Annotated in this window: 22 protein-coding genes and 1 other annotated feature; of the genes, 18 read left to right on the forward strand and 4 right to left on the reverse strand. The window is 48.0% G+C overall.

Features of this window, described 5'->3' with window-relative positions:
* The first annotated feature begins 434 nt into the window (after window positions 1-434).
* The 6 genes from thrS (at window position 435) to H70357_RS16335 (ending at window position 11,313) form a co-directional block, all read left to right on the forward strand.
* Window positions 435-2,348 carry a threonine--tRNA ligase gene (thrS, locus tag H70357_RS16310; protein ID WP_038591508.1) on the forward strand — a complete coding sequence of 638 codons (1,914 nt, stop codon included), beginning with the start codon at window positions 435-437 and terminating at the stop codon, window positions 2,346-2,348.
* 147 nt (window positions 2,349-2,495) lie between these two features.
* Window positions 2,496-3,092 carry a GNAT family N-acetyltransferase gene (locus H70357_RS16315; RefSeq protein ID WP_231578440.1) on the forward strand — a complete coding sequence of 199 codons (597 nt, stop codon included), beginning with the start codon at window positions 2,496-2,498 and terminating at the stop codon, window positions 3,090-3,092.
* A 176-nt stretch (window positions 3,093-3,268) separates the two neighbouring features.
* Window positions 3,269-4,777 (forward strand): hypothetical protein, encoded by a 1,509-nt coding sequence (locus H70357_RS16320; protein WP_038591510.1) that lies wholly within the window; start codon window positions 3,269-3,271, stop codon window positions 4,775-4,777.
* A gap of 11 nt (window positions 4,778-4,788) precedes the next feature.
* On the forward strand, window positions 4,789-5,547 hold the full coding sequence (locus tag H70357_RS16325) for a DUF6063 family protein (RefSeq protein WP_038591513.1): 759 nt from the start codon (window positions 4,789-4,791) through the stop codon (window positions 5,545-5,547).
* Window positions 5,534-10,018, forward strand: a complete 4,485-nt coding sequence (locus H70357_RS16330; protein ID WP_038591516.1) for a coiled-coil domain-containing protein — start codon at window positions 5,534-5,536, stop codon at window positions 10,016-10,018. The genes H70357_RS16325 and H70357_RS16330 overlap by 14 nt, the downstream gene beginning before the upstream one ends.
* 140 nt (window positions 10,019-10,158) lie before the next feature.
* Window positions 10,159-11,313, forward strand: coding sequence for a TPM domain-containing protein (locus H70357_RS16335; protein WP_038591518.1), 1,155 nt, complete (start codon window positions 10,159-10,161; stop codon window positions 11,311-11,313).
* A gap of 90 nt (window positions 11,314-11,403) precedes the next feature.
* Here the strand turns inward: H70357_RS16335 and H70357_RS16340 are convergent, their stop codons facing one another.
* Complete coding sequence (locus H70357_RS16340) at window positions 11,404-11,892, reverse strand: GNAT family N-acetyltransferase (protein ID WP_038591521.1); 489 nt, start codon at window positions 11,890-11,892, stop codon at window positions 11,404-11,406.
* A gap of 172 nt (window positions 11,893-12,064) precedes the next feature.
* Here H70357_RS16340 and H70357_RS16350 point away from each other — a divergent pair, with 172 nt between their 5' ends.
* The 3 genes from H70357_RS16350 (at window position 12,065) to H70357_RS16360 (ending at window position 15,356) form a co-directional block, all read left to right on the forward strand.
* On the forward strand, window positions 12,065-13,186 hold the full coding sequence (locus tag H70357_RS16350) for a phosphodiester glycosidase family protein (RefSeq protein ID WP_038591527.1): 1,122 nt from the start codon (window positions 12,065-12,067) through the stop codon (window positions 13,184-13,186).
* A 106-nt stretch (window positions 13,187-13,292) separates the two neighbouring features.
* Window positions 13,293-14,225 carry a LysR family transcriptional regulator gene (locus H70357_RS16355; RefSeq protein WP_038591530.1) on the forward strand — a complete coding sequence of 311 codons (933 nt, stop codon included), beginning with the start codon at window positions 13,293-13,295 and terminating at the stop codon, window positions 14,223-14,225.
* 15 nt (window positions 14,226-14,240) lie between these two features.
* Window positions 14,241-15,356, forward strand: a complete 1,116-nt coding sequence (locus H70357_RS16360; protein ID WP_038591533.1) for a 5-methyltetrahydropteroyltriglutamate--homocysteine S-methyltransferase — start codon at window positions 14,241-14,243, stop codon at window positions 15,354-15,356.
* Between the two features lie 71 nt (window positions 15,357-15,427).
* Here H70357_RS16360 and H70357_RS16365 read toward each other — a convergent pair whose 3' ends face one another.
* The gene (locus H70357_RS16365) at window positions 15,428-15,997 is read right to left on the reverse strand and encodes a hypothetical protein (protein ID WP_052092066.1); all 570 of its coding nucleotides are present in this window, start codon (window positions 15,995-15,997) and stop codon (window positions 15,428-15,430) included.
* 148 nt (window positions 15,998-16,145) lie between these two features.
* Window positions 16,146-17,132, reverse strand: a complete 987-nt coding sequence (locus H70357_RS16370; protein ID WP_038591536.1) for a phosphotransferase family protein — start codon at window positions 17,130-17,132, stop codon at window positions 16,146-16,148.
* Window positions 17,133-17,237: 105 nt separating this feature from the next.
* Window positions 17,238-17,501 (forward strand) — a binding site (T-box leader).
* Between the two features lie 64 nt (window positions 17,502-17,565).
* On the opposite strand from H70357_RS16370, the gene lysS reads away from it, so the two are divergent.
* The 3 genes from lysS to H70357_RS16390 all read left to right on the forward strand — a co-directional run bounded on the left by lysS (window position 17,566) and on the right by H70357_RS16390 (window position 20,299).
* Window positions 17,566-19,122, forward strand: a complete 1,557-nt coding sequence (gene lysS / locus H70357_RS16380) for a lysine--tRNA ligase (RefSeq protein ID WP_038591542.1) — start codon at window positions 17,566-17,568, stop codon at window positions 19,120-19,122.
* A 91-nt stretch (window positions 19,123-19,213) separates the two neighbouring features.
* A complete protein-coding gene (locus H70357_RS16385) occupies window positions 19,214-19,933 on the forward strand; it encodes a YebC/PmpR family DNA-binding transcriptional regulator (protein WP_038591545.1) in 720 nt (239 codons plus the stop codon).
* Window positions 19,934-20,119: 186 nt separating this feature from the next.
* Window positions 20,120-20,299, forward strand: coding sequence for a hypothetical protein (locus H70357_RS16390; RefSeq protein ID WP_038591548.1), 180 nt, complete (start codon window positions 20,120-20,122; stop codon window positions 20,297-20,299).
* Window positions 20,300-20,387: 88 nt separating this feature from the next.
* Here H70357_RS16390 and H70357_RS16395 read toward each other — a convergent pair whose 3' ends face one another.
* On the reverse strand, window positions 20,388-20,957 hold the full coding sequence (locus H70357_RS16395; protein WP_038591551.1) for a YdeI/OmpD-associated family protein: 570 nt from the start codon (window positions 20,955-20,957) through the stop codon (window positions 20,388-20,390).
* Window positions 20,958-21,193: 236 nt separating this feature from the next.
* On the opposite strand from H70357_RS16395, the gene H70357_RS16400 reads away from it, so the two are divergent.
* The 6 genes from H70357_RS16400 to H70357_RS16425 all read left to right on the forward strand — a co-directional run bounded on the left by H70357_RS16400 (window position 21,194) and on the right by H70357_RS16425 (window position 26,943).
* On the forward strand, window positions 21,194-21,745 hold the full coding sequence (locus H70357_RS16400) for a hypothetical protein (protein ID WP_038591553.1): 552 nt from the start codon (window positions 21,194-21,196) through the stop codon (window positions 21,743-21,745).
* Between the two features lie 340 nt (window positions 21,746-22,085).
* Window positions 22,086-22,520, forward strand: coding sequence for an NUDIX hydrolase (locus H70357_RS16405; protein WP_038591556.1), 435 nt, complete (start codon window positions 22,086-22,088; stop codon window positions 22,518-22,520).
* A 21-nt stretch (window positions 22,521-22,541) separates the two neighbouring features.
* Window positions 22,542-23,708, forward strand: coding sequence for a purple acid phosphatase family protein (locus tag H70357_RS16410; protein ID WP_038591559.1), 1,167 nt, complete (start codon window positions 22,542-22,544; stop codon window positions 23,706-23,708).
* Between the two features lie 165 nt (window positions 23,709-23,873).
* The gene (locus H70357_RS16415; protein WP_038591564.1) at window positions 23,874-24,638 is read left to right on the forward strand and encodes a TSUP family transporter; all 765 of its coding nucleotides are present in this window, start codon (window positions 23,874-23,876) and stop codon (window positions 24,636-24,638) included.
* Window positions 24,639-24,703: 65 nt separating this feature from the next.
* Window positions 24,704-25,879: an alanyl-tRNA editing protein gene (locus H70357_RS16420; RefSeq protein WP_038591566.1), complete on the forward strand. Its 1,176-nt coding sequence runs from the start codon at window positions 24,704-24,706 to the stop codon at window positions 25,877-25,879.
* 245 nt (window positions 25,880-26,124) lie between these two features.
* Window positions 26,125-26,943: a GNAT family N-acetyltransferase gene (locus H70357_RS16425; RefSeq protein ID WP_038591569.1), complete on the forward strand. Its 819-nt coding sequence runs from the start codon at window positions 26,125-26,127 to the stop codon at window positions 26,941-26,943.
* The last annotated feature ends 43 nt before the right edge of the window (window positions 26,944-26,986 follow it).

Below are 26,986 nucleotides of genomic sequence, written 5' to 3' on the forward strand. Positions count from 1 at the left end.
TACAAGGACAAAAAAACTATTTTTCAACTGTGTATTGACTTTTCCGTGTTTGATTGCGTAATATGTAACCAGCAACACCATAAACACCATAACCAAGGCAATGACCAAAGACATGAGTTCCTTCACGGACTGACCAGAGAGAGAAGTGCAAGGTGAGAGCTTCTTACAGAACCGGCCGGAATTTACCCCTTTGCAGCCGTGGCACTGAACCCCTCCTGCTGTTAGGAAGGCTGTAAATGTCACCGTCTTATCCCCGATATCGGATACCAATAAGGATCTTGCAGCTTTACTTCCGCCGAACAGCAGGGGGTTGCTATTGCGCAGATCAAATTAGGGTGGAACCACGAGCTAAACGCACTCGTCCCTTTCTGGGATGAGATGCGTTTTTTTGCGTTCAAACATACAAAAAAACTTGAAGAAATGGAGGCTGAATCATGGAGATCAAAGCAACACTGCCGGATGGAACAATTAGGAGGTATTCGCGTAACACCACGATTGCACAAGTCGCAGAATCCATAAGTCCTACACTGAAGAAAAATGCAGTAGCCGGTAAACTTGACGGCAGACTCGTTGACTTTCATCAACCGATTACACAGGACAGCCTCGTTGAAATCGTAGTGCTGGACAGTGAAGATGGCCTGATGATCCACAGACATAGCACAGCGCATCTGTTGGCTCAAGCCATTAAACGAATATACGGTGATAAGAATGTCAAGCTGGGCATCGGCCCGGTCATCGAAGACGGATTCTATTACGATGTGGATATCGAGAAGCCTTTGTCTACAGAAGATCTGGCTGCGATAGAGGCGGAAATGGGCAACATTATCAAAGAGAACCTGCCCATAGTCCGCCGGGAGATCAGCCGCAGCGAGGCGCTGAAGACTTTTGAGGCGTTTGAAGAGCCGCTGAAGCTGGAACTGATCCGGGATCTGCCGGAGGAGGCAGTAATCAGCATTTATGATCAAGGCGAATTTTCGGATCTGTGCCGGGGGCCGCATCTGGCCTCAACAGGTGCGATCAAAGCCTTCAAGCTGCTGAGTGTGGCAGGTGCATATTGGCGGGGAGATTCCAGTAATAAGATGCTGCAGCGGATTTACGGGACTTCTTTCCCGAAGAATGCGCAGCTGGAAGAGCATCTGTATATGCTGGAGGAAGCGAAGAAACGCGATCACCGCAAGCTGGGCAAGGAACTGGAGCTGTTTATGTTCTCCGAGGAAGCGCCGGGAATGCCATTCTATCTGCCAAAGGGCATGATCGTCCGTACAGCATTGGAGGAATTCTCCCGGGGGATTCAGCGGGAAAGGGAGTACAGTGAAGTCCGTACACCGCTGATGATGAACAACCGGCTGTGGGAGCAATCCGGACATTATGATCATTACAAAGATGAAATGTACTTCACAGATGTCGATGAGAACAAGTTCGCACTTAAGCCGATGAACTGCCCGGGTCATATGCTGATTTATAAAAACAGCCTGCATTCCTACCGGGAGCTGCCGATCCGCATTGCGGAATACGGCCAGGTTCACCGCCATGAATTTTCCGGAGCGCTGAACGGAATGATGAGGGTCCGTACCTTTTGCCAGGATGATGCCCACTTGTTCGTTCTGCCCGAGCAAATTGAGGAAGAGATCGGCCGGGTACTCGCCTTGATCGACCATATCTATAAAGTATTCGGCTTTGAGTACAAGGTAGAGCTGTCCACACGGCCGGCAGATTATATGGGGGCGGAGTCATTGTGGGATCAGGCCGAGTTGGCGCTGCAAAAGGTACTGGAGAAACGTGGCATCCCTTATCGGGTGAATGCGGGAGACGGAGCTTTTTACGGGCCGAAGATCGACTTTCATATTCTGGACGCGCTCAAAAGAAGCTGGCAATGCGGAACAATCCAGCTGGATTTCCAGATGCCGGAGAAGTTCGACCTGTCTTATATCGGCGAAGATGGCCAGAAGCATCGGCCTGTCGTTATTCACCGTGCGGTCTACGGCTCGATCGACCGGTTCATGGGTATTCTCATTGAGCATTATAGCGGGGCATTTCCGGTATGGCTGGCCCCTGTGCAGGCCAAACTGCTGCCCGTGTCCGAGCATTTTGCCGATTACGCTTATGAGGTGAAGCAAGCGCTGGAAGCGGCAGGAATCCGGGTCGAGCTTGATCACCGCAAGGAGAAGCTGGGCCTGAAGATCCGCGAAGCTCAGCTGGAAAAGGTGCCATACATGCTCGTCCTTGGAGAAAATGAGCAGAATTCCGCTACTGTCTCGGTAAGACAACGCGCAGTAGGCGATCTCGGCACTGTAAGTATTCAGGAGATCATTCAGCGTATCGTTAGCGAGATTGCCGCCCGGCAATAGGTGTTTCTACATTATAATGTAACTCCAGTGACTGCTCCGTTTTCATAGACGGGGCAGTCATTTTACGTAAATAGGCAGACAAGGATGTTTCGGGTATTTTATAATGATCTCGGGCTTGATGAATAGACAATACTGGAGGCGTCCTTTGTGATTACAAACAACATCAAACAACTAAACGGCAAGTTTATCAAGCTTATTCCTATGGAAGCCGATCATAGGGCGGAGCTGCTCAAGCTCCTGCACAATCCGCAAATCTGGGAATACACCTGGCGGAAAATAACAACAATCCAACAAGTGGAACAACTAATAGAAACTGCGCTGCGCAATAAGGAGAATGGGGCCGACCTTCCTTATGTCATGATTGAACAAGCTTCTGGAAAAGTCGTCGGCACCTCGCGGATTATGCATCTGGACCGGATTCACCGCAATGCGGAGATTGGCTGTACGTGGATTTCACCGGAGTATTGGAGAACGCCAGTCAATACCGAATCCAAGTCGCTTTTGCTGCATTACTGCTTCGAAGAACTGGGGCTGATCCGGGTCAATTTTACGATAGTCGGATACAATTTGAGATCACAGAAAGCCATTGAACGTATTGGCGCTGTAAAAGAAGGCGTTTTGCGCAAGCACAGAATTACGTCGGAGGGCACCGTTCTTGATAATGTACTCTATAGCATTATTGACGAGGAGTGGCCTGCGGTCAAAGAGAATCTGCAATACCTGCTGAATGTTAAATATTCGTAGAACTATCCTCAATTCATTGGTATAATAGAAACATATATTCCCCAATAAACGTAAGTTATCAGTGGTACCCAGCCCATATTTCTCCCTTCATGGGGCAGATATGGGTTTATGTTATTTTGTGAGGGTTATGCAAAAATGCTCCTAAACTACGAAGTGATGGCGAGGTTGGCGCAAGGATGAACTGGTCTGATTTTGGTGAACGGAACAAACGCCTTAACCCACTGTGGACGCTGGGGGCGGGCATGAATCTTGGAGAACTGCAGCCTTATAAGGAAATGATTGCGCTCAGTGTGTTGCTGCAGGTCTACTATCTCGAGCTGGAATCCAATGAACGAAGAGCCAAAGAGGATATTATTGAGCTGGCCTGGAGTTCACTGGAGCGGTTTAATATTGCAAGGTTTGGAACCATCGAATCTGTGGAACGGCTGGTAGACGGGCTGCTGTGGAGCGGGGGCGGCGGGGATTTTGAAGCCTTTTATTATGATGATCAGACCCGGCAGATGACTCTGCAAAAGTACAAATACTTCACGGTAGACGAGGATGCGACCCGCACCAGTTGGGAAGAGAGCGGCAAGACAGTTTACCGCCTTTCCGAATATGCGATGGAGCTTATCTTCATGAGCCATGAGATTATAGAAGAGTTCCAGATTAGTATTAAACTGCTGGAGATCCAAATGCATATTAAGCATGGACGCGTCACCCGGGCGATGCAGGATGTGGGTGAACTGATCTCGCGGGTTCGGAAGATGACCCAGCAACAGCAGGAATACCGCAATGCGCTGCGGCGCAACCCGAAGCATATGTTCAGCGAATATGGGGTTATGCGGCATCAGCGGGTGGAGGAAATTCACCAGCAGTTTGATGAAGAACGCAAGCATTTTGATAATATCCACCGTTCCCTGGCCCGGCTGGCGAATGACGAGAAGGATGTTATCGACTTTAACGAGCTGCGCCTGTTATCCGAACGGGTGGAGCTGTCAAGAAAAGTACATGACGAGCTCGCGGAGGTTGTGCTTAGCATTTTTGAAGCCGAAACCAATTTAAGACTGAACTTTCCAGAGCTGTTCTGGGGAGCTGCCGGTTTTAATTTCCGCACGAATGTATGGGAGGAATGGGTGAAAGCTGAAGGCCTGCCGAGCGGGGACAGTCTGGAAACCTTGATTAGCGGACTGTTCACACCGAGCCAGGACTTTATCTACCCCCTCGCCTGGGCTTGGGAAGAACAGGATGTCGGTTTTCTGCCGGAAGAATATCTGGATGAGCCCGATGAAGAAGGGGAGGAGCAACTTGCAACTTATACGCCTAAGTCTATACCTTGGACTGAAGTTGCGGAGCTGTGGAAACCGATTTTTACCGAGCTTGCCGGCAAAGGACGTTTTACGTTCAAAGCGGATGCTTTCTCTCCGGAGGAACAGTCCCGTTGGGCACGGCTCCCGGATGCCATTGACCTGTGGGTACAGTTCTTTCATACCGAGGTCGTCGTACAGGAGTATAACGAAGACAACCCTGGCGGAAGTGACGAGTGCCAGAAGCTGATTCAGCGGCTGCTTACGGATTGTCCTGAGCTGGAGATGCTGCGGGGCAAAGTGCTGCGGACAACCATACTTGAACCGGATCAGGGGACAAGCGTGAGTTGGCCCGGTCTGGAAATGAGCCCTTATACCATTACTATAGTAGAGAGGTGAGAGAATACAGCATGAGCTATTCATTGGAACAATTGCAGCAGGCTTCGCGGCTGTTTTTTGATCTGCTTCGGCGGAAAGTCATATCTCTGGATGATCCAGCTGCAGTGGAATGCCTGCAGGATACGGGGGCCTATGACGCCTTGCAGTATATGGCTAAAGAGGGAGGCTGCCGGATTATGAATTCCGGGCACCGCCTTCACCTGCTGGTCAATCCGCTGGGATCGGGGTTCGCGTCCAACTTCACACAGCTGCGGAATAAATACTCACGAATTGAACGTAAAACCCATTTACATATTATCAACGTCATTATCCTGGTTTTTCTGGCGGAAATGGATCAGGATGAGCAGCACTTTAAGCCCGGTCAGGACAGCATGTCCTATATCCAAATCTCCGATCAGGTGTCCTCGCTTCTACAAGCATGGATCGAGCTGGATGAGGAAGGCAGCTTCAGCAAGCAGTGGCGTCTGGATATTCAGGCAATGCATAAAGTATGGGCAAGCCTTTATATGCAGACCAAAAGCCAGGAGGAAGGCGATTCCCTGTCGAGAGGCTCCGGTTCACGGATTGGACTGATTCATGAAGGGATGAAGCTGCTGGAGGAGGAACATCTGGTGTTTATTTCCGAGAACGAGAAGCGGATTTTCCCCCGGGAAGAGTTATATGAAAGAATGCGGTATCTGTACCACGATGTAGACCGTTACAAGGAATTGAAAGCTCTGATCGGCCGGACCTTGACGGAGAAGGAGGGGGAAGGCTATGCCGCGCATTGAACGAATCCGTATCGCCGGACTGAAATACGAGAAGATGCTTAAGAAGTATGATGATATGATTCTTGATCTTTGCAATGAGGAAGGCCCGGCCAATACCCTGATTACCCTAATGAACGGCGGCGGGAAAGGCGTACTGCTGCAGTCCATCTTCCAACTGCTCCTGCCTAAGGCGGCTTGGGGGAAAGACAATGAGAACCAGGTCGAGGCTTTTTTCCATAATCATAAAAAACAGCTCAAGCCCTATACCTTCCACGTAGCGATTGAGTGGCGGCTGGACAACAGTGAGCGTAACGAATACATGACGACCGGTATTGCCATGACTGCCCACAGCTCGATAGATCAGCTGGAGATTAAGGTTGACTATCTGCTCTACGCGCTGATGGATTATGAAGAGCAGGCTGAGCTGACCCTTTCAACGCTGCCGCTGTATGATCATGCGGAAGGCGGTCCTGTAAGTTTTGAGACGATTCAACAATTTGTACGGGAACGGCGGAATGAAATTGTTGCCTTCGGCAGCCACAGCTCCGATCTGAAGAAGTACTACAGCTTTCTTGCTGAACGGGATATTCATATCGGTGAATGGCGTAACATGAAACGGATCAATGGTGAAGAGGGCGGGATCAAGGGCTATTTTCAAAAAAATGAGGCCTTTACCAACCACAATCTGTTCGAGAAGCTGATTATTCCGGAGATTGGCTCCAGTCTGAACGAGGGTGTCAAAGAAGAGGATGGTTCGCTTCAGCGGATGTTTATCGATACCGCAACCATTGCCCAGAGACTTCCGATGCTGGAGCAGAGGGAAAAGGCTTTTGCCGAATTCACTACGCTGGCTGCACCGCTGTATGAGCTGGTCGAACAGGGAACGGAAGCCGAGCGGAGCTTCAGAGAGACTGAACTGCTGGGTCGGCAGATGTCTACGGTCATTCACGAGGAGCTTAAGAATGCAGAGGCGGAACGCAGCAAAACTGCCGATGCATTGGTTCAGCATCACCAGGAGGCGCGCCAGCTGCGTTTTGAGGGCGATAATCTGAAATATCTGCGCAGCAAAGAGGAACAGGATCTTAAGCAGGATGAATTCACGAGGATTTCAGACAACCAGACACGGGCCAAGTTGCGGCTGGATGAGTCGAAGCTGAAAGAGAAAAAGCTTGAAGTAGCTTATTATCTGGCCAAACGCAGCGCGCAGCTCCGCCAGATCGAGCAATGGCAGAAGGAAATTGAAGCTATCGAAGGCTCGCTGGAAATGAAGGAACGCCAGGAGGTTATTCAGGGAGCGAAGGAAGAGCTGCGGCTGCAGTGGGACAAAGTCTTTCAGCTCTGGCAGGGACAGCTCTCGTCGTTCGTAACCCGCCAGCATTCTCTGACTGCTGAAGAAAATGGCTTACGCAAAGAAAGGGAAAGCTTGCTGCTGGAACTGGGCGGTCTGGATAACCGGATCAATGAACTTACAGGAGCCATCCGCCAATATACCGAGGAATTGGGTGTTTTTGCCTCACGCCATGGGCATGAAGCAGCCGGGGCGCCAGGAGCGGCGCTGCAGCGCACGTTAATAGCAGCTAAGACAATCGCAGACAATATCAGCGGCTTTAACGAGCAGCGCAAAACTGCTGAAGAGCGTAAGCTCAGTCTGCACCAATCGCAGACCGAGCTGAAGGTGAAGCTGAATGCCGGGCAGAGCCAAAGCGATGAGCTTCAGAATCTGCTGGAGTCACAGATGAACAGGGAGTCACAGCTCTGGTCACAGCTGGTCGTGCTGCTGGAAATGTATGAAGAGCATCACCAACTGGGAGTTACGGCGCTATTTGAAGCGAAACCGGCCATTCAGGAGCGGTTTATCCGCAGGCTGGATGAGGCTGAGCAGCAGACGAAACGGCTGAGAAGGGATTATTACAACCAGCTGATCGATGTAGAGCTGCAGCAGGAGTCCTTCTGGCTGCCGAATGCGGATATCCTGAGAGTGAAGGACACACTGGATTCACTCAAAATCAGTTCCATGATCGGCAGCTCCTACCTGAATGACCTGCCTTACCTGAGCCGTGAAGAGGAAATGGAACGGCATCCGCTTCTTCCTTACGGAATTATTGTGACGCAGCGCGAAGCTGCCAAGCTCCAGCCGGATACGCTGAAAGAAGTCCTGCTCAAGTCAGCGGTGCCGGTTTTCATCCGGGAAGAGATGGCGGAAGCCGCATCCGGTCCTTTCCTGCTGCCAGCCAATCAAGGTCCGCAGATGGTTCTGCAGCCGGATCATTTCCAGGAATGGAAACGCGGAATATCCTCCAGTCTTAAGCATCAGGAGGAAGAGCTTAAGGATGCGGAAGCCTATCTGTCGAAGCTCAAATCGGCGCGGCAGGAATTCGAGCGCTTGTTCCAGAGTGAACATACCTTGGCCCTGAAAGCCAAACTGAATACACTTGAATTACTGCAGAATGAGCTGAATCTAAAGCTCGGGGATTTGAACACGGAGATCAGCAGGAATGAAGACAGCCTTGCGGTTATTCAGAGAGAGCTGGCACAATCTGAAGCCGATCGGACCGAGCATGAAGAAAGAGCACAGGCGCTGCGCCAGTGGGATGAACGGACAAAGAAGCAGGAACAGGATTATAAGGATAAGCAAAAAGCGGTAGAACGCAAAAAAGAATTGAGCAAAGAAATCGCCAGCAAGGATCAGGGGCTGGTTCAGGTAAAGGCCGAGCTGGGCAGCACCGCGCAGCAGCGGGAGAAGTGGATTGGAGATACCCGCTATTCGCTTTTTCCAAGGCTGCAGAACTGGTTTCCCGAAATTGCTTTCCCCGGCGAATATCCGGTTGCTCCTGCTCTGGAAGAAGAGCCCGTACTTGATCCTGCTGCTCAAGATACGCTAATGCAGCTGCTCAGCACGGTGGAAAGCCTCCAGCAGTCCTTAACGCAGAATGAACTGGAGATCCGTACGAGAGCGGGGAATATCAAACGGGCCGGTGAACAGCTGGCGGAGATCGAAGCTGCGGTGGTCCAGGTGGATCAAGATTGGCGGAATGCCCCTCTTCCAACGGATACAGCCGAGGTGATTTTGACGGCCAGAGCGAGACAGAAGAACGAGACGGTATACTTGGATGAGGACTATCAGCTTGTCCACGATTCGTTTATCCGCGCCCAGACCATCCTTGAGAATCTGCAGAAGGATCTACGGAAATCCGAAAAAGTGATCAAGGAGAAACATGAACGTGCTGTAGAAATATGGCATGATCCGCTGGATCAGAAGGAAGAAGAGATCAGCAGGCGTTTCCGGGAGAATGAACAGCTGCTTAACAGCTGCAAACAAGCCTTGAGTGTTATGGATCAATGGATTCAAACATTGGTAAGCCAAAGCAAAATCATGGATACCCATGTAGAGGGACGGGTCCAAATGCGGGATGTTCCTGAAGAGCTGCAGCAGCGGGTAAAAGAAAATTGTGAGCCGCTGGTAGCTGACTGGCTGCTGCGCAGCAAGGAAAGCCGCAGTGAGCGGTCGGAAATCTCCCGTAAGGTGAAGGAAGAGAAGACGTCTTTAAGCAGTAAATTGGCGAAAAGCGGCTGGAATGCCGAGCTGGAGACCAAAATCCAGGAAAGGCTGAATACTGTACATTGGGATGACTTTTCTATAGCCCGGCAGGTGCTTGATTCCATGCTCCAAAGCTCGCGCGATCAGATTGAGAGCATCCGCAGCGACAAGGAAGGGATGGAGCTGTCCCGCAAGCTGTGGGTTGGCCGTGCCGCCAAACGTGTCGTGCAGATTGTCGATATCCTGAAGCGTATGGAACGCCGGATGATCATTCTTAATGAGAATGGACATGCTTTTCCATTGGTCCGCCTGAATTACAAGAACATTACGGTGCCGAAGACGAGCGATGATATCGAGCCGCTGGTCAGTGATTATTTCAACCGCTGCATTAGCGGGCTATTGGAGAAATATGCCAAGATTGAGCAGGTGCCGGCAGCCGCTGTCAAAGAGATGATCAATGACGGGAAAATCGTATACGCCGCGATGCAGAACCGTTTTCCGGTGCTTCAGGTCTACAAGCCGGTGACCGAGAACTATTTCCTGTATGCGGCTCCTGAAGAGTACCATTATTCCGACTGGGAAGTTATTAACCGCGGAGCACTGGATGAGGCTGTCGGCAGCGGCGGGCAACGCCAGTCTGTGCAGCTGCTGGTTGCTATGATGATCATGACCCATAAGCGGGTCAACCGTGAGAACAAGGGCTGGACGGTTTTCCTGTACGATAATCCATTTGGTGAGATGGTTTCGAACAACGTACTTGATCCGGTATTTGAAATATCCAAAGCACTCAAATTCCAGTGGCTGATCGTTACGCCGCCCGAGCTGGTGAAGAATGATGTCAGCATCCGTTTCGGCGTGTACTGGCAGCTGTATTTTGGGGGAGATAAAGGAGAAATGCTGGAATCCACGCTCATTAAGGGTGGCCGAAAGCTGATTCCTGCTTCCTTGTTCTGACCATATCATAAGTCAATCGCGCTATCTAACGGCAACTATAGAAATAAAGTAAGAGACCCGGCATCACGCTGAGTCTCTTTTTGTTCTATCAGGCTATGTTTTGAATATACTATTTTCGTATGGAAGGAGAGATGAAGATCATGGAAATTCGGATGAGACAAAAGACGTTTATCATAGCTTTAATTGTACTGCTGCTGAGTATGCTGCTGCCCGCTTTTAGCTTGGCCCAAACTGCCGTGCCTGAGCACACGGACTCTTTTTACGTTAATGATTTCGCCAATGTGATTGATGATAAAACCGAAAATTACATCGTCAACTATGGTATTCGTTTGCATCAGCAGAGCGGTTCACAAGTTGTGCTGGTGACAGTGGACTCTACAAATGGAGCTGCGATAGAGGAGTATGCAACCTCGCTGTTCAACGCCTGGGAAGTAGGCTCAGCTGACAACAATAAGGGTGTGCTGCTGCTCTTTTCGATCAAAGATAACGAGTACTGGGCGGTTAGGGGCAGAGGCCTGGAGGACGAGCTTAATGACGCTGTTTTATCGCAAGTTCTTTCCCAGTCGCTTGCGCCGGACTTTGCCAAGAAGGAGTACAGCTTCGGGGCACGCAAAACTTACGGGTCACTGATCCAAAAGCTGGGCGGAGTCTGGAAGGAGCAGGTCGGTTCCAAAACCTACGTATCCGATAATGCCGGAGTTCTCAAAAAGGTCAGCAAGCTTTATCTCAACCAATCCAGCAACCGTTTCAAGACAACGACCGGAAGCGGCATTTATGTGGTTACGGTTAAAAATTCCGCAGACAAAAACCTGCAGGAATATACGTATTCGAAATTCGCCTCCATTGGGGCGGGTTCCAAGGATGTAATGCTGGTGCTGGACATCGGCGGGGACAATTACCATATACTGCAAGGCAAGGACATCGACGGAATGCTGACCAATGAGGCGATGCAAGATATTCTGGATAAGGTGCTTGAACCGGAATTCGCCCGAAAAAATTACGCAGGTGGTGCGGTAGCAACAGTCAATACTTTGCACAAATTCTTGTTGGCCAGAGCAGATATTCCCCAGAGTTCCACAGTGGTAAGTTCAGAGACTATTGCCGTTTCCAGTACGGCTGCATTACCGGCTGACAAAGCAACGGTAGTGGAAAACCAGCCTGTTTCTATATCCAAAGGTATAATAGTCAGCGGTCTGTTTCTTGTGTTTATCCTGTTGTTTAGCCTTGCGATAGTATGGCGGAACAGAAAAATCGCACTATACGGTTATGGCAGCCGCAAGCAAAGACACGGATGAAATGATGGCGGAAAAGGCGATATCCAATGCCCGAGTGACCCTATAAGGTCAACGGGCATTATTTTTTATGTGAAGTTTAATATTACTTCGTTAGTCTAACTCTTTGATCATCTTGAAATTATGCAGGATAACACCTTTTCGCTCCACCGCCTGCATCTGAACAGACCTATAGCCGTGATGTTCAAAAAATGGCTTTGCTGTGATGCTTGCATCGACAGTTACTTGGACCAGTCCCAAGCTTCTGGCTTCGGCTTCAAGTACTTTTAACAATCCCGAGGCAATGCCTTGTCCCTGAAAGTCTTTATGCGTAAATACTCTGTCCAGATATCCCTCAGGTGACATATCCGCAAAACCGATGATGCTGTCATTCAACTGGACTATATAAGAAAGGTGGCTGCTCAACGATTCTTTCCAGGCATTCTGCCGGGTTTCCCGGTCATTGTTATCTGCCCAGGCGTCAAGCTGCTTCTCAGAATAATCCTTTTTATTTACGGAATGAACCGTCTCATAGAACAAGGTAACAATTTGTTCGATATCCGAAAGCCGAAACTTTCTAATCTCAAAATCTTTAAAATTCATTGGTAATCCCCCTCCAAACGACATTTAACCTCATTATAGTACACGGGTCTCCTAACCTTCAGCAGCAGAATTGAAAAAAATGAAACTTTTAATCTTTCATTATCGTCTATGATGAAAGTATATGTTTTCATGCTTATTACCATTAATAGAAGTATTAGGGAGGCTTTATGAAGTGAGCTCATCATCATTACCTCAGCGCAATGCTGTAAGCAAGAAGAAGAAAAAACCGGTCCGCAAGCGCAAGAAAAAAAGTTTTTTACGCACACTCTCCAGACTTTTTTTAATCTTGATCCTATTACTAATCGCCGGCGGGAGCTGGCTGTATTTTGCGCCCTCCGCGCATAATCTTCGCTACTTGATCGCAGATACGCTGATTACCACTCAGCACCGCTATATGGCGAAATATATCATTGGTGAAGATGAACTGAAAGACCGGGTTAAGGAGTACAATGAACGCTTTGTGCATATGGGAGATGAGAAGGACACCCATACCATTGTACAGCCGCCGGTGGAGGTAGAGAAACCTTTGGTCGAGATTGAGGAAGTGTCCGGCACGGGTTATTCCGGTTATGTCATGACCGTTAATGATCCGACCAAGGTACGGCTGGGTGTTCCCGGCAAAATTGGATCAGGCGAGAAAGTGTCCAGCATGGTGTCACGAACCGGCGCGATTGCCGGTGTGAACGGTGGCGGCTTCGCCGACCCGAACTGGAAAGGCAACGGATTTAAGCCGATAGGACTCGTGATTTCGCAAGGGAAATTGTTTTACAATGGCTTGGGCGGAAAAAAATCAACACAAATCGTCGGCCTCGATAAGCAAGGCAAAATGATCGCTGGCAATTATTCGCTGAATGAGCTCAGTGATCTTGGTGTACAGGAGGCAGTGTCCTTTCAACCGAGATTGATCGTCAATGGCAAGGGCCTCATTAAGAATGCGGCCGAAGGCTGGGGGATTGCCCCAAGAACGGCGATGGGTCAACGTGATGACGGTGCTCTTCTATTTGTGGTGATCGACGGACGACAGCCCGGATACAGCATCGGCGCCAATCTATATGATGTACAGCAAATCATGCTGAAGCACGGAGCGGTGATAGCTGCCAATCTGGACGGAGGTTCATCCACCGTACTTGTTAAGGACAACGAGATCGTCAACAAACCTTCTTCGCAATACGGAGAACGTTATTTGCCTACGGCTTTTCTGGTGTTTGAACACCCGGAGCAGGCGGATATTACGAACATCTGGGAAGGCCTGGACCCTGCGAAGATCGATGCTGGAAAGAAGCGGACACATTAAACTGCAGGTATCCTAGACAGAACAGACGTGGAACGTCAGAAGGTTCTATGCTACGATATCTTCTGTGATGCTGAATTATCGCTTAAGGACCGGAGGGGGAACAGGGTTGACATTGCAGCAGCTCCGCTACGCAATTGAAATTGCCAACAGCGGCTCGATGAATGAAGCGGCCAAAAGGCTTTTTGTGTCGCAGCCCAGTCTCTCCAACGCCATTAAGGAACTGGAGAGCGAACTGGGAATTACTATATTTGAACGAAACAACAGAGGGATCAGCATCTCTGCTGAAGGGATGGAATTTCTGGGCTATGCCCGGCAGATCATTGAACAAACCGAGTTTATGGAGAACCGGTATACCGGCAAAAAACGCAGCCCGATTTATTTTTCCGTATCGACCCAGCATTATGCTTTTGTCGTTGATGCGTTTGTCAGGTTGATGAACGAGCGCAATGTGGCGGAATATAATTTCAGCCTGAGAGAAACGCAGACTTATGAAATTATTGAAGATGTCCGCACATTGCGCAGCGATCTCGGTATTCTGTATATCAACGAGAGTAACTATAAAGTGATGAACAAGCTGTTCAGCGACGGGAACCTGAAATTCACCCCGCTGTTCAATACGAACCCGCATGTTTATGTCAGAACGGGCCACGCACTGGCCGCCAAAGAAAGGGTTACACAGGACGAGATTCTTCCGTATCCCTATATTACCTTTGAGCAAGGGGATAACAATTCGCTGCATTTTTCTGAAGAGATGCTGAGCTTCACGCAAATACAGAAAAATGTTAAAGTGACAGACCGGGCCACGCTGACCCACTTGTTGCTGGGGAGTGATTCCTATACGATAGGCACGGGCATTATGGCCTCTGAGCTGAATGGCGAAGGGCTCGTAACGGTTCCTTTTGACAGCAATGAGGTGTTCACGGTTGGCTGGATTGCCCACAAGGACCGTAAGCCAAGCGAAATCATGTCCGGGTTCATTGAAATTCTGAATGATCTGGTGTCTGAACAATATTTCGACTTCAATCAATCCTTACTATAACAGCAGGAGGGACGTATGATCAGTCCAGTTATCGGCTCCAAAAGAAATGCTCCTCCCTTTCGTTACGACATCGTCGGCAGCTTCCTGCGTACAGATGAGATTAAGACCGGCCGCAATTTATTTGAACAGGGTGAAATCACGGCAGAGCAGCTTTATGAGATAGAGAATCAAGAGATTTCCAAGCTGCTGGAACAGGAAAAGGCGCTGGGAGTTAAGGCGGTCACAGATGGTGAGTTCCGGCGTTCCTGGTGGCATCTGGATTTCTTCTTCGGAATCCAAGGCACACAGAAAATTAGCCTGAACCAAGGCGGCGGCTCGAAAGAAACTGCCCAGCGGGCGGAGAGCTTCAAGATTGTCGGTAAAATCGCCTTTACGGATCATCCCGTGATCGGACAATTTATCAAGACGCAGCAGTTAGCCGGAGATACGCCGGTAAAAATGACGATTCCTTCTCCTGCCTTGTTTCATTTCGTGCAGGATTATAACGGGAATGAAATTTATCCGGAGCGTGAAATGCTGTACGCAGATATTATTGCAGTGTACCGGGCAGCGATTCAGGCTTTCTATGATGCGGGCTGCCGCTATCTGCAGCTGGATGATACGACTTGGGGAACGCTCTGCAGCGGCAAGCACCGGGCACATCTGCGCAGCCGGGGAATTGATCCGGACCAGCTGGCGCAGGACTATGTGCGGCTGATTAACGAGAGCATCTCTCTACGTCCGGCGGATATGACGATTGCCCTGCATGTGTGCCGGGGCAACTTCCGCTCCACCTGGTTCGCCGCAGGGGGATATGAGCCGATTGCCGAAGTGCTGTTTGCTCAGGCAGAGGTCGATGCCTTTTTCCTTGAATACGATAATGAACGGTCCGGTGATTTCGCGCCGCTGCGGTTTATCCGTGATCAATTTGTAGTACTGGGGTTGGTGACTACCAAACATGGAGGCCTTGAGAGTAAAGAGCAGCTTAAGCTCCGAATTGAAGAAGCCGCCCAATATGTAAATATTGAGCAGCTGTGTCTGAGTCCCCAATGCGGATTTGCTTCCACGGAGGAAGGCAATATGCTGACCGAGGAAGAGCAGTGGGATAAGCTGCGCCTGGTTATTGAAACCGCTAATGAAGTCTGGATCTGAACAGAATACGAGTTACACACTAAGAGACCGCTCCTGAAATTAGGAGCGGTCTCTTAGTGCAGATTTGCGAGTCAGCAAGGAGACGGGAATCTGGCAGCTTCGAAAGAAGTGGTGACAACAAATGAAAATTGATCTATAAAGCCTGGAGTTGTGGTGGTGGCAAAGATTTCAACCCGATCGCCGCCGTTCAGTTTCAAGATCGTAGAAACACTTGTAGCGTTGCTTCTGTTTACATTGGTGCCGAAAAAATCGTTGTCTACCGGTGTATTAGGAGATTGAATACCATTCACCAGGATCACAAGTGCAATGACGTAATTGACAGTAGGGTTTACAGGATTGACGGCAATCAATGAACTGATGGAATAAACGCCTGAAGTTTTTGGAATAAACACGGAGTGGAGAGGATCATATTCACCGCATAAATCGAATTGAACCACAGGAAAAGGAATTTTGGTAAGCTGATCAGCTTTAGTTATGCTGACAACGCTGTTAGGGGTACCGATTGCCCTAAAAGCCGATGGACGGATTGTGCTCCAGATATCCAGAGGTCTTATTCTTTTCGGTTCAACTCTTTTATGTTTTTGGATTTTTATGACCAGAGGTCTTCTTCTGAAATTTTTTTTGCGGATCGGCTTATACATGATACCCCTCCTAAGTGTAGGTGTTTACCTCATTCAACTTATATATATGGCACTTGCAGTTGATTGAAATAGGTAAATAACAGGGGATATCAGCACATTTTAGGTATCTGTCTTCATGCTGTAGGAAGGTTGTTCAGGATAAAACACATCAGCGGAAGGGTAGGACAGTGTACGCAACCAAATGCTGAAGATCCCTTATCCGGTTGGGAGTTTCTCTTGAAGAATGATTCAACAGTTCACATAGGGCAATGAGATCCTCCAGCTTGGAGAGAAGCCGCCAGTTCTTATCCAGAACCGTACCGTGCTCCTGATAGGCTGCAATAAAATGCTTCTCAAAGACAGAATCAGCCGCTTCATAACGCAGGATGTTGCCAATATCAACGTATCTGTTCCAGGAAAAAGCGAACTCCCAATCCAGTACAGCTGACACAGAGCAGTCTGCAGCATCCCGGTGCATCAGAATGTTCAATCCGTTAAAATCAGAATGGACGAGGACGGGTCTGGCATGGCTCCGGCTTTCCTTCAAGGCTGCAAGATTTGACTGGCAGAAGGACCAAACTGCTTGTGTCAGCTCATCACCAAGCCAGCTCCCGCAAGGTTTATGGAAGAGGCTGTCCTCAACGAAGGCGAGAAAACCTTCGGCATCAGTATTGAACGGCTCGGAGATCCGCAGGTCTTTGCCGAAGAAACCAAACTCCGGGAATGTGTAATTATGTATGCCGTTTAGAACTCTGCCGGTTGAAGCTGCGGCTGATGCGACATCCAGAGCTGTTCCGGTTTTTAATACATCACGTAAGTGAATTCCTTGTTTCCATTCCTGCACAGCCCACGGCTGATTAAAAATGGTGCAGCTTGTATCAACATGAATAAAATTCGCTACAGGGACAGTCGGACTTATAAGTCCGGCAATGGCCAGCTCTTTGTAAACGATCCTACCATCCTCACTGTACAGGCGAAGCACAAAGGGGTCAGCCATTCCCTCCACAGTGATCTTATAGTTGGAATTTCGAAATCCAGTAGACATTGCTTCAGCATAGGTTACTCGTTTCCCGGAGAATACAGGCTCGACAATCTCCTTAATTTGCTTAAGCTCCAGTGAAACAGGTTGCTCTGTCCGTTCCCAGCTCTCTTTCATCTCATCAGCCTCCTTGAAGCTATCGTAACATACCTATTCATCAAACGGATGTTATTGACAGATGTACATGAACCGGGTTACTATGGCTTACAATAACTTACATCAACAACAGCAATGAAGAGAAGAGTAATTGGAACCTATTGTTCACAGAGAGCTCCAGCCTGGTGAAATGGAGCAGCGATGATTCCAACGAATAAAGTCTCCGAGCTTCATACGGAATTGAGCCGATTGCTCAAGGATGGTATGACGGGATCTCCCGTTACAGAGATAGGGTATAAGCGTAATGGCCGTACCCGAAGAGGTGAGCAGGGTAACCTGTTCGCAAACAGAGGTGGTACCACGACGCTAATTATAGCTCTCGTCCTCAAGATGACAATCTTGCGGACGGGAGCTTTTTTGCTTTATCCAACTAAAAAATTAGAGGTGATTGGTTATGCATTGGGCAGAAAAAATAGCGAGTCAGTTAATTGAAATGCATCCTGAGCAGCAAGCCTTTGTGTGTGCTTCGGGGATCAGCCCGTCGGGTTCGGTACATATCGGGAATTTCCGGGAGATCGCGACGACTTATTTTGTAAGCAAAGCGCTCGAAAAAGCGGGCAAAGAAGTGAGGTTTATTTTTTCATGGGATGACTTCGACCGGTTCCGGAAGGTTCCTAATCATGTAGATCCCGGCTTTGAACGATATATTGGATTGCCTTATTCCAAGGTTCCGTGTCCTTATGGCTGCCATTCCTCCTATGCGGAGCATTTCGAGCAAGAATTTGAACAAGCGCTGATGGCATTTGGGATTACACCCGAGTTTATCTATCAGAGCAGGGAGTATCAGTCGCGCCGCTACAATCCGGCCATTCTTCAAGCGCTGCGCCGCAGAGGGGAGATTTACGATATTCTCATGTCATTTAAAACAGGGGAAGCCAGTGCGGAAGACAGAGCTGCTTTTTATCCAGTTCATGTATATTGTGAGCAATGCGGAAAGGACAGCACTACGGTTGTGGATTTTGACGATCAGGCAGAAACACTATCCTATACATGTACATGTGGTCAGCATAACACTGTCTCTGTCCCGGAGGCTGCTATAATCAAATTGCATTGGAAAATAGACTGGCCGATGCGCTGGGGAATGGAAGGGGTAGCTTTCGAGCCCGGTGGACGCGATCATTCCTCTGAAACAGGCAGCTTCAACGTAGCCAGTGTGATTTCTGCACAAATCTTTGAGAATAAGCCGCCTTATTACGTGCCTTACGAATTCATCAGCATCAAAGGCAGCCACGCCAAAATGTCCAGCTCGTCGGGAAATCATTACACGCCTGCGGATCTTCTGAAAGTGTATACCCCGGAGAATCTATTGTTTCTGTTCGCAAAATATCAGCCGAATGCCGCTTTTCATATTGGGATGGATGAAGATGTACTCCGAAATTATGCAGAATTTGAGCGTTTTCGTGAAGCCTACCCGTCTCCAACACTCTCTGAAGAGATCAAAGCTGCTTTGGAGCTGTCCATGAACCATGTTACAGAGGCCAAGGCCCCAAGCTTCAGTCAGGTCTCCGGTATTTTGCCGCTTGTGAACTTCGATTTCGAACTGCTAAAGGAGATAGTGGCACGTAACGGTGGAGGGCACGACGAGGAGCTGCTGCAACAAACCGCAAACCGTGCGGAGCATTGGATCAGACAATGGGTTCCGCAGCGTATGATTACAGTGAATACTGAACCTGACATCGCCTATTATCAGACTTTAGAGCCCGGCGAACAGGAATGGATTAAAGATTTTTGCAGCTTACTGCGAAGAGAAGGAATGGATGAACAAGAGCTGATGACGGAAATTTACGCAATTTGTCACGATAAGGACAAAAAAATAATGAAAAACAATCAAAAACGTTTGTTTAAAATCATCTATCAATTCACTCTCAATCAACAGGAAGGACCGCGGATTCCCGTGTTAATTCAGGTGCTGGGAGCGGAACAAATACTGGCTTTGTTAGACTTTTCCTAGCAAATGGACTGCCCTTTACGTGATCGTTCGATCAGAGGTATAATAGAAGTCGACTGTTTATAATTAATGTTGGAAAGTGAGCGGAAACTATATGGGTCGTAAATGGAATAATATTAAAGAAAAGAAAGCATCGAAGGATGCCAATACAAGTAAGGTCTACGCCAAGTTTGGGGTAGAGATTTATGTAGCCGCGAAGAAGGGCGAACCTGATCCGGAATCAAACCGGGCGTTGAAGGTTGTTCTGGAACGTGCCAAAACGTACAATGTGCCGAAAGCCATTATCGACCGTGCTTTGGAAAAAGCTAAAGGCAGCGGTGATGAGAATTATGTTGAACTTCGTTATGAAGGCTTCGGACCAAGCGGCTCAATGATCATTATTGATGCGCTCACGAATAACGTTAACCGTACAGCTCCCCTGGTGCGTTCCGCGTTCAGTAAGAATGGCGGCAACATGGGTGTCAGTGGTTCGGTAACGTATATGTTCGATCAAACAGCCGTTATCGGTCTGGAAGGCAAATCTGCCGATGAAGTGATGGAAATGCTGATCGAAGCGGACCTGGATGTTCGCGATGTACTGGAAGAGGACGAGGCTGTCATAGTATATGCCGCGCCTGACCAGTTCCATGCGGTACAGGAAGTGTTCCGCAATGCAGGCATAACCGATTTCACCGTGGCTGAGCTAACCATGCTTCCACAGAATTATGTCGCGCTTGCCGAAGATGCCGAGGCTCAATTTGAGAAGCTGATTGATGCTCTGGAAGAACTGGATGATGTACAGCAGGTATATCATAATGTGGATTCCGAAGAATAGCAGCACTGATTTCATCCGAAGACGGCCAGCAGATGTTTTGTCTGCTCTGGCCGTTTTTTTATATGAGACAGCAATCTTTATATGGGGTTATTTTGTTAGGGGGCGCTGGAAAGAATAATCTGGCTGTGGAAATGCCAAAATAAGCTGGAACACTAATAAGTATCCAACTTAAAAGGAGGCAACACAGTGCCGCATGAAACAACGCCGGATAAAAACCTGATCAATACGGTGGAAGAACTGGAGAATGCACCCGTCAACAGCCAGGAAGCCCAGCAAAGGGAGCAGAAAAAGCTCGACAACCGCAAAGAGTCGCTCCGGGATGATAGGACGACTTATAAGAAAAATGAACAAAACACGTATAAGTGATCCTTCCACTTGAGTAGCACCAAGAAAAGTGGCAGAAGATATTCTGCCGCTTTTTTTGTCATTTATACACCATTTGAGCTAACGCATCTTAATAATCCAGAAGGCGTCCATTATCATGCCATTGACCGTACATTTTATTTTCTTTAGTGTTTGTTATAAATTTGTCTAATCTACTCTTAAATAATTCGGGTTGCTTAATATTACATTGTATCGTGTCGATCCGAACACGTTGATAAAGAGCTGGAAATGCCAAAAAATTCTCATAAACTTGCCTTTCCTCTTTAAGCCTTTGCTCAATAACCCTATCTATTTTAAAAGAATCGTGGTCCATATCAGGAAGTACCTTTCTTCCTTCATCAGTCATTAACCCCAACTTTTCGAGGCGGCGGACACGTTCTTTATTCAATTCAGTCCAAGAACTTTTTTTGCTTCTGGGAGACAGTCTCTGCACCAGCTCAGTTTCAGATATTTTCTTTTTGACTCCATCGATCCAGCCAAAACATAAGGATTCTTCGACCGCATCCAAGTATAGCAACGTATCTGGGTTTGGCGTCATACTCACTACGACCCAACAATATTTTTCAGTCTTAGCATTTTCCTGCAGCCAACCCCTCAACGCTTCTCTCGATATTGCTGTAATTAGATTTTCAATTTCCATAGATGAAAAATATTCTCCTTTTTTGGTATTCATACCTCCATCATAGCAAAGGCGGCTTGCTTTTAGTATAAGATTACGACCATGATACATATATTACTGCCTTCCGGGCAGGGGTTAAAGACACACATCATTCCATCTATTTACATTTTATTAGTAACATTTGTAACTGACTTGATGGACAAAAATTGATAAATATAGATTGTAAGCGTTTTTATAACATGACTGGGGGAATGGTTGTGAAAAAGGTAACAAAGTTATTGCTGGTAGCCGGTATTTCATTGGCAGTTGTAGGAGTAGGCAACAGCAACGTGCTGAATGATGTATCTTCAGCCGCCAGTGCACCGCTCAAGGTAGGCCGGGTAGAAGCGGCAGCACATGGCACGAAATGCTTCACCGTAGCTGTTGCCGTTGTTCAAAACGGTGTAATCGTGGCTGCCTCGCTGGATGATTATCAATTCCTGAGCACAGATGTGGCCAAGGGAGTCCCTAACTCCGATGCCGATTTCGGAAAAAATTATAAAGACCCTGCAATGGTTCTGGCCTCCAAGAAGGCCAATAACAAATATTACAGTGATCATATGAAAGAAGAAGCCAAATCCACCGTTGCTTATGACAAAAACTTAGCTGCTGTTGAGAAATTTGCGACCGGCAAGACGATTAAATCGCTTGAAGCTACGCTCACTAAGAAGAGCAAAGAAGAAATGGTGGATGCCGTCAGCGGGGCTACGCTGGTGGATACCAAGGGCTACTTAACGGCTATTTTGAACGCAGCCAAAGCTGCTAAATAACACAGTCACTTCGATAGATCGAATACTAGACTCCTTCACGGCTGCTGCTGTGAAGGAGTTTTTATTTCTAGGTAAAGTTGAACTAAAGAACAATTTCAGGAAATCCAAACCTAACAGCGGCCGGAAGTCCAAACATTCACCGCAGTTGCGTTCTATGCCGGCTCAATAAATCTAAAGTTCCACTTATATAGTTTAAGAACACCGCCCTTATCAACTGCTAAGCCGCAGCTAAGTTATAGATGAAGTAGATAAGTGGGATTATTTATGCTATATTTTTCACATGGCTTTTAACAAACGTACGTTCCTATAATATAACTAAAGAGAGAAGGTGCACCTCAGAATGTCTGAATTCCGCCTCTTAAGTGTTGTGCATGTTTTTATGATTAGAAATCAGCAACTGCTGCTCCTCAGGCGCTTCAATACGGGACATGATGATGGATATTACGCGCTCCCGGCGGGACGTCTGGAACGTGGTGAAGGGGTAATGGCCGCCGCAATTCGTGAGGTTCAGGAAGAATGCGGCGCTGTAATTGCTCCCGGGGATTTAGAAATGACCGGAGTAATTCATATTAAAACTTCCCATGACGAACGGATTGATTTTTTCTTTATCGCCAAGCAGTGGTCAGGTGAAATTAGCAACGCTGAACCCCATAAATGTGATGATCTTCGCTGGTTTCCATTAGACCGGCTGCCTGCTAATCTTCTGCCTGTTGCTGGTCAGGCGCTGGACCAATACAGGCAGGGAGTATGGTTTTCGGAACATGGGTGGAAGTAGAAATGACAGAGGAGTGAATTAATGCTGACTATGATAAAGGGGCCTTATTTGCAGTGGCCGACCGAAGAATCTATGACTTTCATGTGGGAAACCTCTAAGCCTGCTGCATCCAGAGTGGAAGTGATGAGGGCAGAACGAATACATAGCGGTTATCAAGGAAACTACAAGCAGCCGGAACAGATCCTTGCCAGTGCTGAGAATTCTGGATATTCCCTAATCCAGCAGCTTACGGTTAGCGGACTGGAACCAGGAACGATTTATTTCTACAAGGTGTATTCTCAGAATGAGCAGGAGGCGGCAGAAGCAGGGCCATTTCCCTTTAAGACAGCTATGTTGCCAGGAGAGCCGTTTTCATTTACGGTAACCAGTGAAACCGGCGGCTACAGCGGTTTTGATATCACAGGCGGAGAGATCAACAACAGCATCTTTGCACAGATGAAAAAGTTCCGTCCGGACATCAGCCTGTTTATCGGTGACATTGTTAATGATGGAACAAATTATGCCGATTGGGATCAGTATTTTTTCAGTCCCGGAAAAGAGCTGCTGCAAGATACCCCCTGCTTTAGCTGCTTGGGCAATCATGAGAACGGAGGCTCATGGTATTATGATTTTTTTGCTTTTACCGCTCCGAAGAATTATTACTCCTTTGATTATGGAGATGCTCATTTTATTGCTCTGGACAGCACGGATTTCATAAACAATGATACTTATCCTGACAGCTCGGGGAAATTTCAGGCAGGAAATGCGCAATATGATTTTCTGGTTCAAGATCTGCAAAACACTTCCGCCAAATGGAAAATTGTCTACTTTCACTATTCTCCTTATGTGTCCGGCGGTTATCAGGTTGAAGCACTGCGGGCGCTTTGTCCATTGCTGGAGCAGCATAGTGTGGATCTTGTACTCAGTTCCCATACGATTGTGTATGAACGAAGCTATCCGCTGCGCTCCGGCAAGCTGGATTTCATGGACGGGATCGTATATGTCGTAGCTGGGGGAGCCGGTGCAATGCCAGAGTGGCTGCTGCCCAAGCGGGAATGGTTCACTTCACAATCGCTGGCAGTGCCGCATTTTCTGCAAGTAGCAGTAACTCCACAACAATTGGAAATTCGCGCGATCGATCATCAAGGAGCGTTATTCGATAAATTTAGTATTTTCAAGGATACGGATGGAGCAAAGGAGTTCGTGTGAGGTCTGGGTAAAGGTATGCTGAGCTAAATAATAAGCGGTTTACTCATTAGGTAGCTAAAGATAGCACAGGGAAATAAATCTATGGTGCGCTCATCCAAAATTGTGTATGCTGGAGTTTGTTTAGAGGACAGTCTCTGAAATACATAGCAGGAGGATTTGCGCAGTATGGAGCATGCAAGCATAACTATGATAGCTATTCTGGTCATTTGCGGATTTCTGGCCGGACTGATTGATTCTGTAGTTGGAGGCGGCGGGCTGATTGCAATTCCGGCACTGCTGTCTGCGGGTATCCCATTACCCTTACTGCTTGGGAGCAACAAATTAGCCGGGACGTTGTGCTCCTTCACAAGTACCGCGTCTTTTATGCGTTCCGGGAAGATCAACTTTCAACTGGTCAAAGTACTCATTCCTTTTTCCATCATCGGTGCAGTGGCAGGTTCACTTACAGTCAGGCAGGTGCCCTCGGAGTTTCTGAAGCCGCTGGTTATTGTCATGCTGGTCGTGATCACAATATATACGTTGTTCAAAAAAGCTTGGGGAGATGTATCCACATTCGCCGGCAGCAGCAAAAAATCACGTCTAATCGGTATTGCAGTCGCTCTGCTTATCGGTTTCTATGACGGATTTTTTGGTCCGGGAACCGGTTCCTTTCTGATCTTTGCCTTCCTGATGATGGGGTTCGAGTTCGTGACAGCCGCAGGAAATGCTAAAGTGCTCAATTTCGCCAGCAATATTTCAAGCTTATTGACCTTTGTAGCGTTAGGCTCGGTCAGTTATTCCTACGGACTGATTATGGGAATCCCGATGGTGATCGGGGCCATTGTCGGGTCCAGAATTGCCATCCGCAAAGGTGCCGCATATATCCGTCCGTTATTTATTGCGGTGACGGTCATCTTGATCAGCAAGCAAATCTGGGATACGATGCATTAACAAGAAGAAATGGCGGAGACAGTTTTTCGATACAACCGGAGACGGAAATGGAGTGGGACACAGTTATGACTAATAAGCTTTACTACGAATCTGCCTATTTGAAGGAATGGCAAACCAAAATCAGCCGTGTGGTTGAGAAAGAAGATGGCTTGTATTTAGCTTTGGAAGAAACGGCCTTTTATCCTCACGGTGGAGGGCAGCCCTGTGATACGGGGTTTATCAATGAACTTCCAGTCCTTGATGTTATTCTGGAGGACGATGAAGTACTGCACAAGGTAGAACGTTTGCCTGCAAACAACCAGCTCAGCTGCCGGATTGATTGGGACAAGCGGTTCGACCATATGCAGCAGCACAGTGGCCAACACCTGCTCTCAGCCGTATTCCTCGATCTCTGCCAGGCCATGACATTAAGCTTTCACCTTGGCAGTGAATATGCCACGATCGACATTGAACTGCCGGAGCTGGCTCCAGCTCAGCTGGCGCTTGTGGAACGGGAAGTCAACCGGCACATATACCTGAATCACAGCATTACAAGCTATTTCGTAAATGAAGCAGAGTTGGCGCGTCTGCCTCTTGTGAAGCAGCCCAAAGTGACGGAGAACATCCGGATTGTCGAAATTGATAGTGTAGAATATAACGCCTGCGGAGGGACACATGTCTCTTCTACAGGAGCTATCGGCATGATCAAGCTGCTGAAAGCAGAGAAGCAGAAGGGCAATATCCGAATTACTTTCAAATGCGGAACCCGCGCACTGGAGGAATTTAATGAGAGTTTGCAAATACTCAGCGTACTGTCCGCAAAATACAATACGGGCAAGGATGAAATCATTGACCGGATTGAAAAGTGGGAGCAGGAGCATAAGGACCTGCAGCTGGAACTCACGGCATTGAAGGACCAGAATGACAGCTTCACCGCCCGGGAGCTGTTGTCAGCTCTGGAACCGGACAGTCATGTGATCTCACAGATCTTCGAGCAAAGATCTTTCAAGGATTTGCAGAGCCTGGCCCTTAAGCTGACTGCACAGACGGAGCTTCCGATCTTGCTGCTCTCGGCAGCAGAGAATAAAGTGGTGCTGGCCCACAGCGGCAGCTCCGAAAATTCCTGTGGAGCCTTCTTCAAAGCCAGCCTGGCAGAATTCCAGGGTAAAGGCGGGGGCAGTGATAAGATGGCGCAGGCCGGCTTTCCGGCATGGGAGAATGCACTTGCTTTTTATGAATTTGCCAAAAAAGAATTTATCTAGACGAGATCGCCTGATGCCATAGATTCACGAAGCTGTACTTCGGATCACTGAAACAGAAGTATTTCTCAAAAATAAAGTATCTTTATAAAAAATAGCCGTATCGCTAAAAAGCGAATACGGCCATTTGGCGTTGAGGGTTGCTTAAGGGTTATATAATAACTGCCCCTTTATAATCGCAATAGAGCTTGTATAATCTAAAATGTATATCTGTTTATATTTCCATGTCGGACTTCAGGAGAATTGTAATGAAAGAGCTGAACTATGAAGAGTATGAAATACTCGAATCTTTGTTTAACCAGAAAAAGCAGCATATTCCGGCGTTATCTGTGCTGCGGGGGAGTTATCCGGGGCGGGTATTTACAGATGTGACGGAGAGGCCGACCCTTGCAATAGTGTGGGCGACCGGCAGATGGATGTATGCCGCAGGCAACATCAACCCGGAGCAGAATAAAGAGGCAGTGAAGCTGTTTTTGCAGGATGTGGCACTTCCCGATTGCAAAGCTCAGAACCGCAGCTGGTTTGAAATTTACACGGACGATTCCAGGGAGTGGGAGACGTTGTTTCTGGGCGGAATGGACAAATTGAACAAATGGAACGTGGATAAACATCTCGAGTCAGTGTATGTGTTCCATTCTGAGCAATTTAATCGGAGACAACAATACGCGAAACCGGATTTAACCAGTAACCTGCGGATCGAACTCTCTGAGTATCCTGTTTTGCCGGATGCTTATCATCACCTGCCTTATGTACTTTCAAAGTTTGCGGAGCAGACAACCTGCGGTGCGGCGGTAAAGCTTGGAGAAAGTACCCTTTCGATCTGCAAAAATAACGGGTTCACAGCCGGACGTGAATATTTTATTGATGTGGATACTTTCGAAGCAGCCGAGCGGAACAAGGGCTATGCAGAACAAGCTGCAACTGCTTTAATCGACTATTATCTGACAAGGGGGATGGTTCCACTTTGGGAAACGACGCATGAGAACCACCCTTCTCACAGACTAGCTTCCAAATTGGGATTTGCCCCTGTTGAGCAATACCCGGTATTTTCTTTTGTGAGACGGTAAGGTGCTACTTGTGTCTTGCACAGCGGACCGTTCATAATAGAAA

It is taken from the genome of Paenibacillus sp. FSL H7-0357 (genome assembly GCF_000758525.1).
In the GTDB taxonomy this organism is placed as follows: domain Bacteria; phylum Bacillota; class Bacilli; order Paenibacillales; family Paenibacillaceae; genus Paenibacillus_AQ.